The sequence below is a fragment of the Mesorhizobium sp. B2-8-5 genome (assembly GCF_006440675.2).
Taxonomy (GTDB): Bacteria; Pseudomonadota; Alphaproteobacteria; order Rhizobiales; family Rhizobiaceae; genus Mesorhizobium.
In genome coordinates this window covers 922,118-938,444 of the sequence record NZ_CP083951.1, presented here as the reverse complement: position 1 = coordinate 938,444, position 16,327 = coordinate 922,118, and the positions used below count along the sequence as shown (strand labels likewise).

The window sequence follows — 16,327 nt, the reverse complement described above, 5'->3', positions numbered from 1 at the left end:
GGTGTTGGACGGATTGCCGTCGTTGCCAAGCTGGAACACCCCTCATCCGGCCGCTTCGCGGCCACCTTCTCCCACAAGGGGAGAAGGGAAAGAAAGACGAAAGGAGGAAGCGAAATGCGCACCCAGAACGCCACCGCGTACCGCTTCCTCACGCCTTACCTCTTGATCTTCGCCATCTTCTGGATTTGGCCGATCATCTCGTCCTTCCTGATCTCCTTCCAGGCGACGCGCACCGTGCCGTGGCGCTTCGCGCCCGCCTTCAACTGGGGCCGCCTGATCGGCGACCCCGCCTTCTACAATGCGCTGAAGAACACGCTGCTGATCCTGGTCATCCAGGTGCCGGTGATGATTGCGCTGGCGATCGTCATGGCGGTGCTGCTGAACTCGCCGCTGCTCAAGGCGCGCGGCCTCTACCGCTTCGCCTTCTTCGCCCCGGTGGTGGTCGGTGAGGTCGCCTATTCGGCCGTCTTCCGGCTGATGTTCAGCCTCGATTTCGGCATCGTCAACAAGCTCTTGAACAGCGTCGGCCTGCCCAAGATCGACTGGTTCTCCAACGTCACGCCGGCCATGGCGCTGATCATGATCGCCGTGACCTGGCGCTGGGCCGGCTACAACGCCATCATCATCCTGGCCGGCCTGCAGTCTATCCCCGAGGATGTCTACGAGGCGGCGACACTCGACCGCGTCAGCCGGCTGAAGCAATTCTTCTACATCACCTTGCCATTGCTGAAGCCGGTCATCGTCTTTTGCGCCGTGCTGTCGATCATCGGCACCATGCAGCTCTTCACCGAGCCGTTCCTGATCACCGAGCGCGGCGGACCGGGCGGCGGCACCGAGACGCTCGGCCTGCTGCTCTACCGCCAAGGCTTCCGCTCGCTCAATTTCGGCTACGCTTCCGCCGTCGCCTACACCATGGCCGGGCTGGCCATCGCCATCACCCTGGTGCAGCTCTGGCTGATGAGGGAGCCGAAATGACCTCGCGCTCGCAAGCAAGGCTCGGGCGCGTCATTGCGCTGCATCTTTTCCTGACGCCGCTGGCGCTGGTCTGGCTGTTTCCGCTGTGGATGATGGTGGTGTTTTCCACCATGCCCGACAACGGCATCTTCAGCCCCGGCATCGAGCTTCTGCCGCACGACAATTTCCTCGACAATGTCGCCAACCTGCAGCGTGACACCAATTTCATCGGCGCCATCGGCATCTCGGTCTCGGTCGCGGTGACCTACACGATCCTCTCGGTGCTGCTCACCTCGATGGCCGGCTGGGCGCTGGCGCGCTACGAATTCCACGGCAAGGGCGCGGTGGTGGCGATCATCTTCGGCACCATCACGCTGCCCTACGCGGTGGTGCTCATCCCGCAATTCATCATGGTGGCGCGCGACTTCGCTCTGGCCAACACCTGGATCGCGCTGATCGTGCCGCCACTGTTCAATTCGCTGGGCGTGCTCTTCATGCGGCAGGCCTTCTCGATGATGCCGGCGGAGCTGTTCGACGCGGCGCGCGTCGAGGGCGTCAAGGAATGGCGCATCTTCCTGTTCGTGGCGCTGCCGCTGGCCCGCCCGATGCTCGCGGCGCTCGCGATCATTCTCTTCCTCGCCTCGTGGAACAACTATCTCTGGCCGCTGCTGATCAACAGCCAGCCGGGCGCGATGACGGCACCGGTGGCGCTCGGCACGCTGATCGGCCTGACCAAGGTTTCGTGGGGCGGCATCATGGCCGGCGCCGTCATGCTGACGGTGCCGATGCTCGTTGTCTTCGTGCTGTTGCAGCGTCATTTCATCGCCGGCATCGCCGCCGGCGCGGTCAAGTAGGAAGGAGCGCAATGGCGGCCGTCACCCTCACCAATGTCGTCAAACGCTTCGGCGTCTTCGAAGTCGTCCACGGCGCCAACATCGACATCGCCGACGGCGAGTTCGTCGTCTTCGTCGGCCCCTCCGGCTGCGGCAAGTCCACGCTTCTGAGGATGATCGCCGGGCTGGAGGACATCAGCGGCGGCGACATCGCCATCGGCGGCAAGGTGATCAACGATGTCGAGCCGGCCGAGCGCGGCATCGCCATGGTGTTCCAGTCCTACGCGCTCTACCCGCATATGACGGTCGAGCAGAACCTCTCCTTCGGCCTCAGGATGAACGGCAACCCGAAGGCCGACACCGAGCGCCGGGTCAGGAAAGCCGCCGAAATCCTGCGCATCGACGAATTGATGCAACGCCGGCCGAAGCAACTCTCCGGCGGCCAGCGCCAGCGCGTCGCCATCGGCCGCGCCATCGTGCGCGAGCCGCAGGTCTTCCTCTTCGACGAACCGCTCTCCAATCTCGACGCCGAGCTCCGGGTCCAGATGCGCGTCGAGATCTCGCGCCTGCACAAGGAGCTCGGCGTCACCATGATCTATGTGACGCACGACCAGACCGAAGCGATGACGCTGGCCGACCGGATCGTCGTGCTGAAGGCCGGCAATGTCGAGCAGATCGGCGCGCCGCTCGATCTTTATGACGACCCGGCAAACCGTTTCGTAGCCGGCTTCATCGGCTCGCCGAAGATGAATTTCCTCAGCGCCAAGGTCGTGGAGATCTCCAACAGCGCGGCAATCGTCGAGCTCGTCAATCATGGCGGCGCGCGGTTACGCAAACCGCTCGCCGAAGCGTTTCCCGCCCTTGATGCCGAGGTCGTGCTCGGCGTCAGGCCGGAGCATTTCTTCGAGGCCGGCGAGGGCGATTGCGACATACCGGTCAAGGCCGACGTCGCCGAGCATCTCGGCTCGGTGAGCTACGTCTACGCCAATGCCGGGCCGGAGGAGCTGATCGTCGAGCGCGAGGCCTCGCGCCAGCGCGCCAGCGGCGATCATTTCACGGTCTCGATCAAGGCGGAACGCGCGCTGCTCTTCGACAAGAAGGGCGCAAGGATCCGTTGACCCGCAAGTTTTCTTTGCCGGCATGCCAGGCGTGGCGGCGACCCATGGAGTATTTGATATGACATCCTCATCCAAGAAAATCCGCTGGGGCATCCTCGGGCCCGGCAGCATCGCCAAATCCTTTGCCGGCGGCGTGGCGCGGTCGCGCACCGGCGAACTGGTCGCGCTCGGCGCCCGCAATCCCGCCAAGCCCGGCCTTGCCGAGACCTTTCCGGGCGCACGCATCCTCGACGGCTATGACGCGCTGCTTGCCGACAAGGACGTCGACGCCGTCTACATTTCGATCCCGCATCCCGGTCATGCCGAATGGGCGATCAAGGCTGCCGAAGCCGGCAAGCATGTCTTATGCGAAAAGCCGCTGGCCCTGACCGCCTTCGAAGCCGACGCCATGATGCATGCGGCGCGCAAGGCCGGCACCTTCCTCGGCGAAGCCTTCATGTACCGGCTGCATCCGCAGACGCTGCAGCTGGTCGAGCTGATCAAGTCCGGCGCCATCGGCGAGGTGCGCATGATCAAGTCGAGCTTCGGCTTCGCCATGCCGGGCTTCATGCCGGAGCACCGGCTTTACGCCAACGAGCTCGCCGGCGGCGGCATCCTCGATGTTGGCGGCTATCCGGTGTCGATGGCGCGGCTGATCGCGGGCGCTGCAGCGGGGCAGCCTTTCCTCGAGCCCGACAAGGTGACGGGCACCGCTCATCTCGGCCAGTCCGGCGTCGACGAATGGGCCTCGGCGCTGCTGCACTTTCCCGGCGGCATCGTCGCCGAAATCTCCTGCAGCATCTCGCTCGACCAGGACAATGTGCTGCGTATCCTCGGCACCAAGGGCCGCATCGAGGTGCCCGATTTCTGGTTCGCCGGTGGCAACCGCGATGTCGGACCGGGCCGGATCGAGGTGATCCGGTCCGGGGCCGCTCGCGAGGTGATCAGCCTCGGCGAGACCCGCCACCTCTATTCCTTCGAGGTCGACGCCGCCGGCGAGGCGATCCTCGCCGGACGGCAGGAATTCGCCTGGCCCGGCATGTCCTGGGCCGACAGCCTCGGCACGCTGCGCGTCCTCGACAGATGGCGCGCCGCTGTCGGGCTCGAATACGAGATCGAGAAGCCCGCTAAGCGTGTCAACACCATTTCCGGCCGACCGCTCAGCACCAACGGCGCCGCCATCGGCAAGCGTGACATTCCCGGCCTGTCGATGCCCGTCTCGCGGCTGGCGCTCGGCTTCGAGGATTTCCGCAGCTTCTCCTCCGGCTCGATCCTGCTCGACGCCTATTTCGAGGCCGGCGGCAATCTGTTCGATACGGGCTTTGTCTATGGCGCCGGCTACACCGAGACGCTGCTTGGCCAATGGCTCGCCAATCGCGGCGTGCGTGCGCGATCGGTGATCATCGCCAAGGGCGCGCATTCGCCGCTCTGCTATCCCGACGTCATCGGCAAGCAGCTGGCACAGTCGCTCGACCGGCTGCAGACCGACCATGTCGACATCTATTTCATGCATCGCGACAATCCGGACGTGCCGGTCGGCGAATTCGTCGATGCGATGGACGCGGAGGCCAAGGCCGGCCGCATCCGCGGCCTGTTCGGCGGCTCCAACTGGACGATGGAGCGCATGGATGAAGCGATTGCCTATGCCGAAAAGCACGACAGGCAGAAGCCCGGCGCGCTGTCCAACAATTTCTCGCTGGCCGAGATGCTGGAGCCGATCTGGGCCGGCTGCGTCACCTCGTCGACCGACGCCTGGAAAGCCTGGCTGGCGGCGCGGCAGATGCCCAACTTCGCCTGGTCGAGCCAGGGCCGCGGCTTCTTCACCGACCGCGCCGGCCGCGACAAGCATGACAGCGAGGAGCTGGTGCGGGTCTGGTATTCGGAAAAGAATTTCGGCCGCCGCGACCGCGCCATCGAACTGGCCCGAAAGCTCGGCAAGAGCCCGATCCATGTCGCGCTGGCTTACGTGCTGGCGCAGCCCTTTCCCTCGGTGCCGCTGATCGGCCCGCGCACGCTGGACGAGTTGGAGGACAGCCTCAAGGCGCTGGATATCAAGCTGACGCCGGAGGATGTGGCGTGGCTGGACGAGGGGCCGGAAAGGCGCAGGGCGTAGGGGATAGACCACGAGCGAAATGACGGACGTCGCGTCCCTTCGCCCCCCTCTCTGCCCTGCCGGGCATCTCCCCCTCAAGGGGGGAGATCAGATGTCACGCCGGCTTTCGCCAATCACCAATGTTGCAGAAAAGGTGCCAGCGTCGAAGCTGCCAATCTCCCCCCTTGAGAGGGGGGCCTCGCGCCGGCGCCTCCTTCGTCATTCTAGGGCGGAGCAAGGAGCGAAGCGACGCGCGCAGACCCTAGAATCCATGCCGTGACGGTTGAGCGCCGCCACGGTCCAGAACGCTCACCAGCCAATTCCGCGAAACAGCTCGAACCATTCCGGATTGGTCTTCTCGATCAATTCGACCTTCCATTGGCGTGGCCAGCGCTTCAATGACGTCTCACGCTGGATGGCGTCGGTGAATGCTCTTCGTACCAGACGAGACGCTGCACGCCGTAACGGCCGGTGAAGCCGGAGCCTTGGCCGGTCTTGTGCTCGGGCATCCGACGAGCAAGATCATTGGTGACGCCGATATAGATCGTGCCGCCTTTCTGGCTCGCGGTCATGTAGACGTAGCCTGTCACGTGGCGATCTTACCTGGCGCTACTACCAACGGCTATTCTGGGCCGCTGCATTCTATGGCTAATGTCACGGCATGGATTCTAGGGTCTGCGCGCGTCGCTTCGCTCCTTGCTCCGCCCTAGAATGACGAAGGAGGCGTCGGCGCTCTACGGGAGGCGAACCCCCTCTGGCCTGCCGGCCATCTCCCCCGCAAGGGGGAAGATCGGCAGCTTCGCCGCCCCGCGAACATCTGAGGCGTTGCTACCGATCCACCCGCGTCGACAGGATGATCGACGACGAGGTCCGCTATCGCGCCGATCTTGTCGAGCAGCGCGTCGAGATCCCGGATCGACGGCGCGTCGACGATGACGATCATGTCGAAATTGCCGCTCACCGAATGCACCGTGCGGACCGGCGCCATCGCTTCCAGGCTGCGCACCACCTTGTCGGCGAGCTTCGGCGTCACGGTGAGCAGCACATGCGCCTTGACCAGCCCTTGCTCATAGTCGGGCGACAGCCTCACCCCATAGCCGGCGATGATGCCGCGCTGCTCCAGCCGCTCGATGCGGCTCTGCACCGTCGTGCGCGACACGCCGAGCTGTCTGGCCAGCTCAGCCGTCGAGGCGCGGGCGTTGGCGCGCAGCAGGGTGAGCAGGGCTTGTTCGGCTTCACTGATCATTTCGACGAAACCTTTCGGCATATCGCTTGAAGTTCGGCGTCATATTGCCAGATTCCACGCTTCCTTTCGACAGGCAAGTTGCGAAGATTCTCGCCAATCGAATTGGCCAAATCAGGATTGGCCCAAATCAGGATAGGCAGGGGATATTGATCATGAAGAACATCGTTGTCGTCGGCGCCGGTAAGATCGGCTCGACCATCGCCGAAATGCTGAGCGCCACGGGCGACTATCGCGTCACGCTCGTCGACCGCTCGGCCGCCCAGCTTGCCGCCGCCGAACTGCCGGCCGGCGTCGAGACGCAGGAGCTCGACATCGCCGCCGCGGGCGAGCTGGAAAAGGTGCTTGCCGGCAAATTCGCCGTGCTGAGCGCCGCGCCCTTCCACCTCACCACCCGCATCGCCGAGGCGGCCGCCGCCACCGGCGTGCATTATCTCGATCTCACCGAGGACGTGGTCTCGACCCGCCGGGTGAAGGAGCTGGCGCGCGGGGCGAAAAACGCCTTCATCCCGCAATGCGGCCTGGCGCCGGGCTTCATCTCGATCGTCGCCAACGATCTCGCCAGCCGCTTCGACACGCTGGAAAGCGTGCGCATGCGCGTCGGCGCGCTGCCGCAATATCCGTCCAACGCGCTGAACTACAACCTGACCTGGAGCACCGACGGCGTCATCAACGAATATTGCGAGCCCTGCGAGGCGATCGTCGAGGGCGAGCTGATCGAAGTGCCGCCGCTGGAGGAGCGCGAGGAATTCTCGCTCGACGGCGTTACCTACGAGGCCTTCAACACCTCCGGCGGCCTCGGCACGCTCGCCGAGACGCTGAAGGGCAAGGTGCGCACGCTGAACTACCGCACTATCCGCTACCCCGGCCACGCCGCGATCATGAAGGCGCTGCTCAACGATCTGGGGCTGCGCCATCGCCGTGATGTGCTGAAGGACATCTTTGAAAGCGCCCTGCCGGCGACGATGCAGGACGTGGTCATCGTCTTCGTCACCGTCTCGGGCCGCCGCAACGGCCGCCTGCTGCAGGAGACCTACGCCAACAAGATCTATTCCAAGCGCGTCGGCAACATCGTGCGCAGCGCCATCCAGATCACCACCGCTTCCGGCATCTGCGCCGTGCTCGATATGCTGGCCGACGGCTCGCTGCCGGCGAAGGGTTTCGTGCGCCAGGAAGACATCGCCCTCGACGCCTTCCTCGCCAACCGCTTCGGCCGCGCCTACGCCCAGCACGAGATGGCGAGCCGGCTCGCGAGCTGAGGGCGCCTTTCCTCTCCCCCGTCGATCGGGGGAGAGGTGTCGAGCGAAGCTCGACGGAGTGGGGGTCGACCGGCGCCGGACTCAAACATGCAGCGCGTGGCCGAGCGCCTTCAGCGCCGCTTCTTGGAAACCTTCGCCCTGCGTCGGATGCGCATGGATCGTGCCGGCGACGTCCTCCAGCCGCGCGCCCATCTCGAGCGCGAGACCAAAGGCTGCCGCCAGTTCCGACACGCCTTGCCCGACCGCCTGGATGCCCAGCACCAGGTGGTTGTCCGCGCGCGCCACGACCCGCACAAAACCGTCCTCGCCCTGCTTGGTCATCGCCCGGCCGTTGGCGGCGAAGGGGAACTGGCCGATCTTGACCTCGCCGGCGAGCGCCTTCGCCTCTTCCGGTGACAGGCCCACGGTGACCAGCTCCGGATCGGTGAAGCAGATCGCGGGAATGGCGCGCTTGTCCCAGCTTCTTTTGTGGCCGGCGACGATCTCGGCCACCATCTCGCCCTGCGCCATGGCGCGATGCGCCAGCATCGGCTCGCCGGTGACGTCGCCGATGGCAAAAATGCCGCGCATCGAGGTGCGGCACTGGTCGTCGATGCGGATGAATTTTCCCGCCCTGTCGAGGTCGATCTGCTCCAGGCCCCAGCCCTCGGTCAGCGGCTTGCGCCCGACCGTCACCAGGATGCTGTCGGCGGTGAGTTTGGCATTCTTGCCGTCTGATGTCTCGACCAGCAGCGCGTCGCCCTTGGTCGACAATCCGTTCGCCTTTGCTCCTGTAATCATCTCGACGCCGAGCTCGCCGAGCCGCTTCAGCACCGGCCGGGTCAACTCGGCATCATATTGCGCCAGCACGCGCGGCAAGGCCTCGACCACGGTGACCTTGGCGCCCATCTTGGCGAAAGCCATGCCGAGCTCGAGCCCGATATAGCCGCCGCCGACGACCGCGAGCTTCTTCGGCACGTCGGTCAGCGCCAGCGCCTCGGTGGACGAGATGACCGGCCCGCCGAAAGGCAGGAACGGCAATTCGACCGGCGCCGAGCCGGTGGCGATCACCACCGTCTCGGCGCGGATCACTTGCGTGCCCGTCTCGGTCTCGACCTCGACCGTCTTGCCGTCCCGGAACGTCGCCCAGCCTTGCACGGTCTTGACCTTGGCCTTCTTGAGCAATCCGGCAACGCCGCTATTCAGCCGGCTAACGATCCCGTCCTTCCAGGCGACGGTTTTTGCGAGTTCCAGCGTCGGCGCGGCGACCTTGATGCCCAGCGGATCCTTGCCGCCGGCCATATGCGCGACCTTCTCGAACTCTTCCGCCGCATGGATCAGCGCCTTGGACGGGATGCAGCCGACATTGAGGCAGGTGCCGCCCGGCTTGCCTGCCTCGACGATGACCGTGTCGACGCCGAGCTGTCCGGCGCGGATGGCGCAGACATAGCCGCCCGGACCGGCGCCGATGACCAGCAACTTGCAGGAGATTTCTTTCATGATGGCACCTTATGTTGCGGCCTGGGGAACATAGGTCGCGATCCTTCGCGCCCCCCTCTGTCCTGCCGGACATCTCCCCCACGAGGGGGCAGATCAGCAGCTTCGGAGCGCCGCCCATTCCTGCTGCGTCGGAGATTGGCGAAAGCCGCGGCAACGTCTGATCTCCCCCCTCGTGGGGGAGATGCCTGGCAAGGCAGAGGGGGGCGCTGTCCCGCCGGCATCTCGGTCGTTTCGCCCTAATCCACGAAGATCAGCGCCGGCGTCTCGAGCAGCGCCTTGATCCGCTGCACGAACACCGCGGCATCCCAGCCGTCGATGACGCGGTGGTCGAAGCTGGGCGACAGGTTCATCATCTTGCGCGGGATGAACTGCGTGCCGTCCCATACCGGCCGCACCATTATCTTGTTGACGCCGATGATCGCCACTTCCGGATAGTTGATGACCGGCGTGGTCGCGACGCCACCCATGGCGCCCAGCGAGGTGATGGTGATGGTCGAGCCTGAAAGCTCCTCGCGCGTCGCCGTGCCGGACTTCGCCGCGTCGGCCAGCCGGTTGACCTCGACAGCGCAGTCCCACAGATCGCGCGCCTCGGCATGCTTGATCACCGGCACCACAAGCCCGTTGGGCGTCTGGGCGGCGATGCCGATATGGATGCCTTCGTGCTGGTGGATGATGCCGGCATCGTCGTCGAACAGCGCGTTGAGATTGGGCTGCTCGGCGATCGCCTTGACCATCGCCCGCATCAGGAAAGGCAGCAGCGTCAGCTTGGGCCTTTCCGTCCCCTTGGCGCCGCGTTTCTCCTTGTTGAGGGTGGCGCGCAAGTCCTCCAACGCGGTGACGTCGATCTCCTCGACATAAGTGATATGCGGAATGCGCGATTTCGCCAGCGACATCTTTTCGGCGATCTTGCGCCTGAGGCCGACGACCTTGGTGTCCTCGACGCCGTCCTTCCGGGCAAGCCCGGTCGCGCGGGCCAGTTGCGGGCCGCGCGCGACGAACGCATCGATGTCCTCATGGCTGATGCGCCCCGCCGGACCACTGCCCGCGACCTGTCGCAGATCGATGCCGGCCTCCCTGGCGCGCAGCCGGACGGCCGGCGAGGCCAAGGGCTTTTCGCCTTCCGCGCGCGGCGCGGCTGAAACGGAGGCAGGGCGCGTGGCCTTCGGCGCGGGGGCGGTCGTCTTCGGCGCCTCTGTCGGCTTTGATGCCGCCTTCGGCGCGGCCGGCGCCGGCTTTGCCTCGGCCGGCTCAGCCGGCGCTTTCTCCCCGGATGGGGCCTCGCCGACCGCATTCACATTGCCCTCGCCGGCTACCTTCAACCGCACGATCGGCGAGCCGATCGCCACCGTGTCGCCGATCTCGGCGCCGAGCCAAAGGATTTCGCCATCGACCGGCGACGGAATCTCGACGGTCGCCTTGTCGGTCATGACGGCGGCGAGGACCGTGTCCTCGCGCACGAGGTCGCCGACCTTGACATGCCATTCGACGAGCTCGGCCTCGGCGACGCCTTCGCCGACATCGGGCAGCTTGATGATATGTTCGCCCAACCAGGCCTCCCCGCTCTAAGCTTCCAATGTTTCGATAAGCGCGCGCCCGACCCGCGCCGGGCCGGGGAAATAGTCCCATTCCTGCGCATGCGGATAGGGCGTGTCCCAGCCGGCGACCCGCGCCACCGGCGCTTCCAGATGATAGAAGCAGTTTTCCTGCACCAGCGAGACCAGCTCGGCGCCGAAACCGGAGGTGAGCGTCGCCTCGTGCACGACGACGCAGCGGCCGGTCTTCTTCACCGAGGCGACGATCGTGTCGAGGTCGAGCGGCAAAAGCGTTCTCAGATCGATCACCTCGGCGTCGATGCCGGTCTCCTCGGCCGCGGCCTGCGCGACATAGACCATGGTGCCGTAGGCAAGCACGGTGATCGCGCCTCCTTGCCTGCGTATCGCCGCCTTGCCGAGGGGGATCGTGTAATGGCCGTCGGCGACTTCGCCGAGCTCGTGTTTCGACCACGGCGTCACCGGCCGGTCGTGATGGCCGTCGAACGGTCCGTTGTAGAGCCGCTTCGGCTCAAGGAAGATCACCGGATCCGGATCCTCGATCGCCGCGATCAGCAGCCCCTTGGCGTCGTGCGGATTGGACGGCACCACCGTCTTCAGGCCGGAGACATGGGTGAACAGGGCTTCCGGGCTCTGGCTGTGCGTCTGGCCGCCAAAAATGCCGCCGCCGGTCGGCATGCGCACCACGATCGGGCAGGTGAAATCGCCGTTCGAGCGGTAGCGCAGCCGCGCCGCTTCCTGCGTCAGCTGGTCGTAGGCCGGATACATGTAGTCGGCAAACTGGATCTCGACGCAGGGCTTCAGCCCGTAGGCGGCCATGCCGATGGCCGAGCCGACGATGCCGGACTCGTTGATCGGCGCGTCGAAGCAGCGGCTGCGGCCATACTTCGCCTGCAGGCCCTGCGTAGCGCGGAACACACCGCCGAAGAAGCCGACATCCTCGCCATAGACGATGACTTTGTTGTCGCGCCCCATCGAGACGTCGAGCGCGTCGCGGATCGCCTCGATCATGGTCTTCCTGGGCATGATCAGACCCCCGCCTGCTGGCGCTGGCGCCTCAGATGCGGCGGCATCTCTTCGTAGAGCCCTTCGAACATGTCGCGGGTCGATGGTTTGCCACCGGCATGCAGCGTGCCGTGGCCCTCGGCCTCCTTCTGCGCGGCGATCACCATTTCGAGGATCTCGGCTTCGGCCTGGGTGTGACGATCCTCCGACCAGACGCCCTTGTGGATAAGATGGTTCTTCAGCCGGATGACCGGATCGCCGAGCGGCCAGGCATCCGATTCCGCCTTCGGCCGGTAGGCCGACGGATCGTCCGACGTCGAATGCGCGCCGGTGCGGTAGGTGACATATTCGACCAGCGTCGGCCCGAGATTGGCGCGCGCCCGCTCCGCCGCCCATTTCGCCACGGCGTGCACCGCGAGATAGTCATTGCCGTCGACGCGCAACGCCGGAATGCCGAAGCCAAGGCCGCGCGCTGCAAACGTGCCGGAGCCGCCGCGCGCGATGCCCTGGAAGGTCGAGATCGCCCACTGGTTGTTGACGACGTTGAGGATGACCGGCGCCTTGTAGGTCGAAGCGAAGACCAGCGCGGAATGGAAATCGGACTCGGCGGTCGAGCCGTCGCCGATCCAGGCGGCGGCGATGCGCGAATCGTTGGAGATCGCCGAGGCCATCGCCCAGCCGACCGCCTGGATATATTGCGTCGCCAGATTGCCGGAGATCGAGAAGAAGCCGTGCTCCTTCGAGGAATACATGATCGGCAGCTGTCGGCCCTTCAGCGGATCGGCCTCGTTGGAATAGATCTGGTTCATCATCGTGACCATCGGATAGCCGTCGGCGATCAAAAGGCCGGCCTGCCGGTAGGTCGGGAAGTTCATGTCGCCGGGCTTCAGCGCCTTGCGGAAAGCGCAGCTCACTGCCTCTTCGCCCAGATGCTGCATGTAGAAGGAGGTCTTGCCCTGGCGCTGCGCCATCTGCATGCGCGCATCGAAGGTTCTCAGCGTCATCATATGGCGCAGGCCTTCGAGCAGTTCCTGGTCGCTGAGCAGCCCGGCCCAGGGTCCGACCGCCTCGCCGGCGCGGTTCAGCACCCGGATGATGGAGAAAGCCATGTCGCGGATGGTGCGCGGATCGACGTCGATCTCCGGACGCGGCACCGAGCCCGCCTTGGGAATGGTCACATTCGAGAAATCGGGCGTGCCGCCGGGCCGAACCTCGGGCTCGGGCACATGGAAGCGCAACATTCCAGCATCGGCCATGAGCTCACATCCTCCAATGTTGCCGGTGCGATCTTTGCACATCCGCGCCGCCAGACCAGTGCCAATTCGCCGGGTCTGGGCACGGCCTTCCCCTTCGGCCGTCGGCTCGTGGCACCGATGCGGCACGCAAGCGCCAAGATGCAGATATGGCGGCGAAATTTCTTGTCGATGTTTTTGCGCTGCGCGCAATTTGGCGGAAGTTTATGGGGCGATTGCCGCCAGAAAAAGTAAGCGGGATATGGCGTCGGCCGTAGCAGCTAATCTCCCCCCTTGTGGGGGAGATGCCCGGCAGGGCAGAGGGGGGCGTGACAGAACGCCAACTCTCCGTAGTCATTCGTCGTCATAAGGCAACGGAGGGTGCAAACCCGGCTTCCGAAAGTCGACATTCGGTCAAGGCCAAGGATCAAACATCAAGACGCCGGCGGGACAGCGCCCCCCTCTGGCCTGCCGGCCATCTCCCCCACAAGGGGGGAGATCACGCTCTCTGCCCGCCGCTTCTCCGTTCACTCGGCCCCCGCCCCGTGCTAACCCACCCGCATGGCACAGAAGAAGGGATACGAGGTCGATTCGTGGCTGGCGAGGCCGGATCCGGCCATGGGAATCGTCCTGCTTTACGGCCCCGACCGCGGCCTCGTCGCCGAGCGGGCGAAGACCTTCGCCGCGAAAACCGGCCTGCCGCTCGACGACCCATTCTCCGTGGTCAGGCTGGACGGCGCGGAAGTCGACCGCGACGAGGGCCGGCTGCTCGACGAAGCCCGCACCGTGCCGATGTTTTCCGACCGGCGGCTGCTTTGGGTGCGCAATGCCAGCGGCCAGAAGGCGCTTGCCGACGACATCAAGGCGCTGACCGCCGAACCCGCGCGCGACGCCATCATCCTCATCGAAGCCGGCGACCTGAAGAAAGGCACCGGTCTCAGGGCCATCGTCGAGGCCGCCGGCAACGCCATCGCACTGCCCTGCTATGCCGACGAGGCCCGCGACCTCGATACGGTGATCGACGACGAACTGCGCAAGGCCGGCATGTCGATGACGCTCGACGCCCGCCAGGCGCTGCGCCGCAATCTCGGCGGCGATCGCCTCGCCTCGCGCGGCGAGATCGAGAAACTGGTGCTTTATGCGCACGGCCAAAAGGAGATCGACGTCGGCGACGTCAACGCCCTGTCCGGCGATGTCTCCGGCGCGTCTTTCGACGCCGCGGTCGACGCCATGCTGGACGGCAAGGTCGGCGACTTCGACATCGCCTTCAACCGCCATTGCCAGTCGGGCGGCCATCCCTTCCTGGTCCTGTCCTCGGCGATGCGGCAATTGCAGGCGATCCAGGCGATGCGCGGCCAGATGGAGACCGGCGGCCGCAACGCCGCCTCGGTCGTCGCCGGCGCCCGTCCGCCCGTCTTCTTCTCGCGCCGCAAGCTGGTGGAAAAGACGCTGGAGCGCTGGACTGTCGAGGCGCTCGGTCGCGCGCTCGGCCGGCTGCAGACGGCGGTGCTGCAGACGCGCAAGCGGCCGGATCTGTCGGAAGCGCTGGCGCGCCAGGCGCTGCTCGGGATCGCGATCGAAAGTGCGAGACTGGGGCAAAGGTAAACGCCGGCGATTGGCGACGGCCGGGCGACAGCTAACTCCCTCCTTGTAGCGGAGATGGCCGGCCCATCCTCCGGAGCTGCTGCGAAGGACGGGCAGGCCAAATGAGTGCTGTCCCACCAGCGTATCCTTCGTCATTCTAGGGCGGAGCAAGGAGCGAAGCGACGCGCGCAGACCCTAGAATGACGAAGGATACGTCCTGCAATATCGTTGCTCAATTCTCAATTCATCATCATCGCGTCCATCGGCTGGAAGGTCGGCAGCGCCTGTGGAAAGACCAGCACCGCCGCGCCGTAAAGGAGCAGAGCGATTCCCGAGACCTTGGCTATCCGCTCTCCCGACGGGAGGGTCTTTTCCGCAAAGATCAGCAAGGTGACCACGGCCATTGCGGCGACATTCATGATCCCGAGCGGAAAGAGGGCGAGAAACAGGAGCCAGCAGCAGCCAAGACAAAACGCCCCATGCTCGATGCCCATGCGTGCCGCGCCCCAACGACCGTCGCGCCATGAGGTCAGGATGAAACCGATGGGCGTGCGGCATTTGGCCAGGCAAATATCCTTCAATGGGGAGAGCTGATAGGCACCCGCAACGATCAGCAGCACGCCACCGATGCGCGCGGCCGTCGCGGCGGACATTCCCATCTGCCCGCCAAGCATCTCCGCGCCGGCCGCGCCGGCAAAGGCGAGAACGCCAATCGCGCCCCAAACCAGCATGTAGCCGGCCACGAACACCCAGGTGGAGACGAAGGTCTCGCCGCGCCCCCGCTTGGCCGCTTGAACCTGGTGAAACGTCAGGATCATCGGGGCGGCCGTCGGAAACATCATGGCAATCATCATGACGATCCAGACGGCAAGAAAGAGCGGCGCCGTCATGCCCATGGTGGGCGAGTAGATTTCCATGCGCATGTCCGCGGCCATGCCGATCTGCTGTCGGATGAGCACAGTCCACGACGCCGCGGCGCTCGCAATCAGCAGCGCGAGAACGATGTTTCGCTGCAGTGTCAGCGTCATGGGCGAGCCCGTCCGGCCATGCGGTCAAGGACTATTGCTGGCCGGACCAATTGATCGGCGCGTAGTGCGCGTTGCGGCGCGAATTATCCCAACTCATGCCATGGTCGCTGAACGTATTGCCTTCCACGCCCATCGCCAGGCCTAGCCAGTCTGGATTGACGGGATGGCCGGTGGCCGCCCACATCTCGCCGTCCTCGCGCATTGTCGGCAACGGTTCGACCGCCAGCTGCATCACGCTGGCAACCTCCACCGACCGCTTCTTGCCGTCGACCTGGTATTTGATCGGCGCCTTCTTCGCTCCGAGATTGGTGCTGATCATCGGCGCGAAGGCAGCCATCGGCCCACCCGCGGCGCCGGTGAAGATGGCGCCCAGCGCCTCTGTTTGCCGGTCATCCGCCCGTTCGTCGATATAGGCCGCCGCCGTCCAATTGCCGTCCGCCATCGGGCCTGGCGTGTGAGCAACCATCGCGACATTGAGCCCGTCCAGTCGAACGTCGCCGAAACTGCCCTTGTCGATATGAAAGACCAGGGCGACGTCGCAAACGCCTTTCGTCGGCTTCGACGTCAGCTGCGCCTGGGTGGACAGCAGACAGGGACATACGACATCGCAGCTGCAGTTCTCGAAGTAACTTCCAGACAATTGCCAACTGACCGCCATTTGCACCTCCCATTTGCGTCAGGCGCGTCGGGCATATCGCTTTGGCGAGGCGGTGCCGTTTCACGAACACGATCGGAACGGCAGAGAGCCCTCATCGCGACTGATCGGCACGCCGGGGCATAACTTAAGTTCGAGCTAATAGAAGGTACGCCGTTGCCCCGGACTGTCAAGCGGAGGGCGCCGGCGCTGGAACGTCGGGTCGCTCGGCCGCGTGCGGCTGCAGACAGCGGTGCTGCCGACGCGCAAACGGCAGACCTGTCCGATGCACTGGCGCGACAGGCTGTGTTTCGCGATTGTGCTGCAAAACGGCTGT

12 protein-coding genes and 2 pseudogenes are annotated in these 16,327 nt (G+C 65.2%); 6 read left to right on the top strand and 8 right to left on the bottom strand.

Annotation, left to right across the window (positions count from 1 at the left end; genetic code table 11):
• Window positions 1-114: 114 nt before the first annotated feature.
• The 4 genes from FJ430_RS04445 to FJ430_RS04430 are packed head-to-tail and all read left to right on the top strand — an operon-like array spanning window position 115 to window position 4,997.
• Window positions 115-975, top strand: a complete 861-nt coding sequence (locus FJ430_RS04445; protein WP_140707358.1) for a carbohydrate ABC transporter permease — start codon at window positions 115-117, stop codon at window positions 973-975.
• Window positions 972-1,808 (top strand): carbohydrate ABC transporter permease, encoded by an 837-nt coding sequence (locus FJ430_RS04440; protein WP_140707360.1) that lies wholly within the window; start codon window positions 972-974, stop codon window positions 1,806-1,808. Before FJ430_RS04445 ends, FJ430_RS04440 begins: the two co-directional genes overlap by 4 nt.
• 11 nt (window positions 1,809-1,819) lie before the next feature.
• The gene (locus tag FJ430_RS04435) at window positions 1,820-2,905 is read left to right on the top strand and encodes an ABC transporter ATP-binding protein (RefSeq protein WP_140707362.1); all 1,086 of its coding nucleotides are present in this window, start codon (window positions 1,820-1,822) and stop codon (window positions 2,903-2,905) included.
• Window positions 2,906-2,963: 58 nt separating this feature from the next.
• The gene (locus FJ430_RS04430; protein ID WP_140707364.1) at window positions 2,964-4,997 is read left to right on the top strand and encodes an aldo/keto reductase; all 2,034 of its coding nucleotides are present in this window, start codon (window positions 2,964-2,966) and stop codon (window positions 4,995-4,997) included.
• A 288-nt stretch (window positions 4,998-5,285) separates the two neighbouring features.
• On the opposite strand, the pseudogene FJ430_RS04425 reads toward FJ430_RS04430, so the two are convergent.
• Window positions 5,286-5,566, bottom strand: a pseudogene (locus FJ430_RS04425) (GIY-YIG nuclease family protein).
• A 238-nt stretch (window positions 5,567-5,804) separates the two neighbouring features.
• Window positions 5,805-6,222: pseudogene (locus FJ430_RS04420) on the bottom strand (Lrp/AsnC family transcriptional regulator).
• Window positions 6,223-6,374: 152 nt separating this feature from the next.
• On the opposite strand from FJ430_RS04420, the gene FJ430_RS04415 reads away from it, so the two are divergent.
• Entirely contained in the window at window positions 6,375-7,478 is a 1,104-nt protein-coding gene (locus tag FJ430_RS04415) for a saccharopine dehydrogenase family protein (protein ID WP_140707366.1), read from the top strand.
• Window positions 7,479-7,559: 81 nt separating this feature from the next.
• On the opposite strand, the gene lpdA is transcribed toward FJ430_RS04415, so the two are convergent.
• The 4 genes from lpdA to FJ430_RS04395 all read right to left on the bottom strand — a co-directional run bounded on the left by lpdA (window position 7,560) and on the right by FJ430_RS04395 (window position 12,768).
• Window positions 7,560-8,957 carry a dihydrolipoyl dehydrogenase gene (gene lpdA, locus FJ430_RS04410; protein ID WP_140707368.1) on the bottom strand — a complete coding sequence of 466 codons (1,398 nt, stop codon included), beginning with the start codon at window positions 8,955-8,957 and terminating at the stop codon, window positions 7,560-7,562.
• 236 nt (window positions 8,958-9,193) lie between these two features.
• Window positions 9,194-10,504: a dihydrolipoamide acetyltransferase family protein gene (locus tag FJ430_RS04405; protein WP_140707370.1), complete on the bottom strand. Its 1,311-nt coding sequence runs from the start codon at window positions 10,502-10,504 to the stop codon at window positions 9,194-9,196.
• Between the two features lie 15 nt (window positions 10,505-10,519).
• Window positions 10,520-11,533, bottom strand: coding sequence for an alpha-ketoacid dehydrogenase subunit beta (locus FJ430_RS04400; protein ID WP_140707372.1), 1,014 nt, complete (start codon window positions 11,531-11,533; stop codon window positions 10,520-10,522).
• A gap of 2 nt (window positions 11,534-11,535) precedes the next feature.
• Window positions 11,536-12,768 (bottom strand): 3-methyl-2-oxobutanoate dehydrogenase (2-methylpropanoyl-transferring) subunit alpha, encoded by a 1,233-nt coding sequence (locus FJ430_RS04395; RefSeq protein WP_140707374.1) that lies wholly within the window; start codon window positions 12,766-12,768, stop codon window positions 11,536-11,538.
• Window positions 12,769-13,305: 537 nt separating this feature from the next.
• On the opposite strand from FJ430_RS04395, the gene holA reads away from it, so the two are divergent.
• On the top strand, window positions 13,306-14,349 hold the full coding sequence (gene holA, locus FJ430_RS04390; RefSeq protein ID WP_140707376.1) for a DNA polymerase III subunit delta: 1,044 nt from the start codon (window positions 13,306-13,308) through the stop codon (window positions 14,347-14,349).
• Window positions 14,350-14,567: 218 nt separating this feature from the next.
• Here holA and FJ430_RS04385 read toward each other — a convergent pair whose 3' ends face one another.
• Entirely contained in the window at window positions 14,568-15,356 is a 789-nt protein-coding gene (locus FJ430_RS04385) for a DUF2182 domain-containing protein (protein WP_140707378.1), read from the bottom strand.
• A 31-nt stretch (window positions 15,357-15,387) separates the two neighbouring features.
• The gene (locus FJ430_RS04380) at window positions 15,388-16,020 is read right to left on the bottom strand and encodes a DUF1326 domain-containing protein (RefSeq protein ID WP_413467825.1); all 633 of its coding nucleotides are present in this window, start codon (window positions 16,018-16,020) and stop codon (window positions 15,388-15,390) included.
• Window positions 16,021-16,327: the final 307 nt, after the last annotated feature.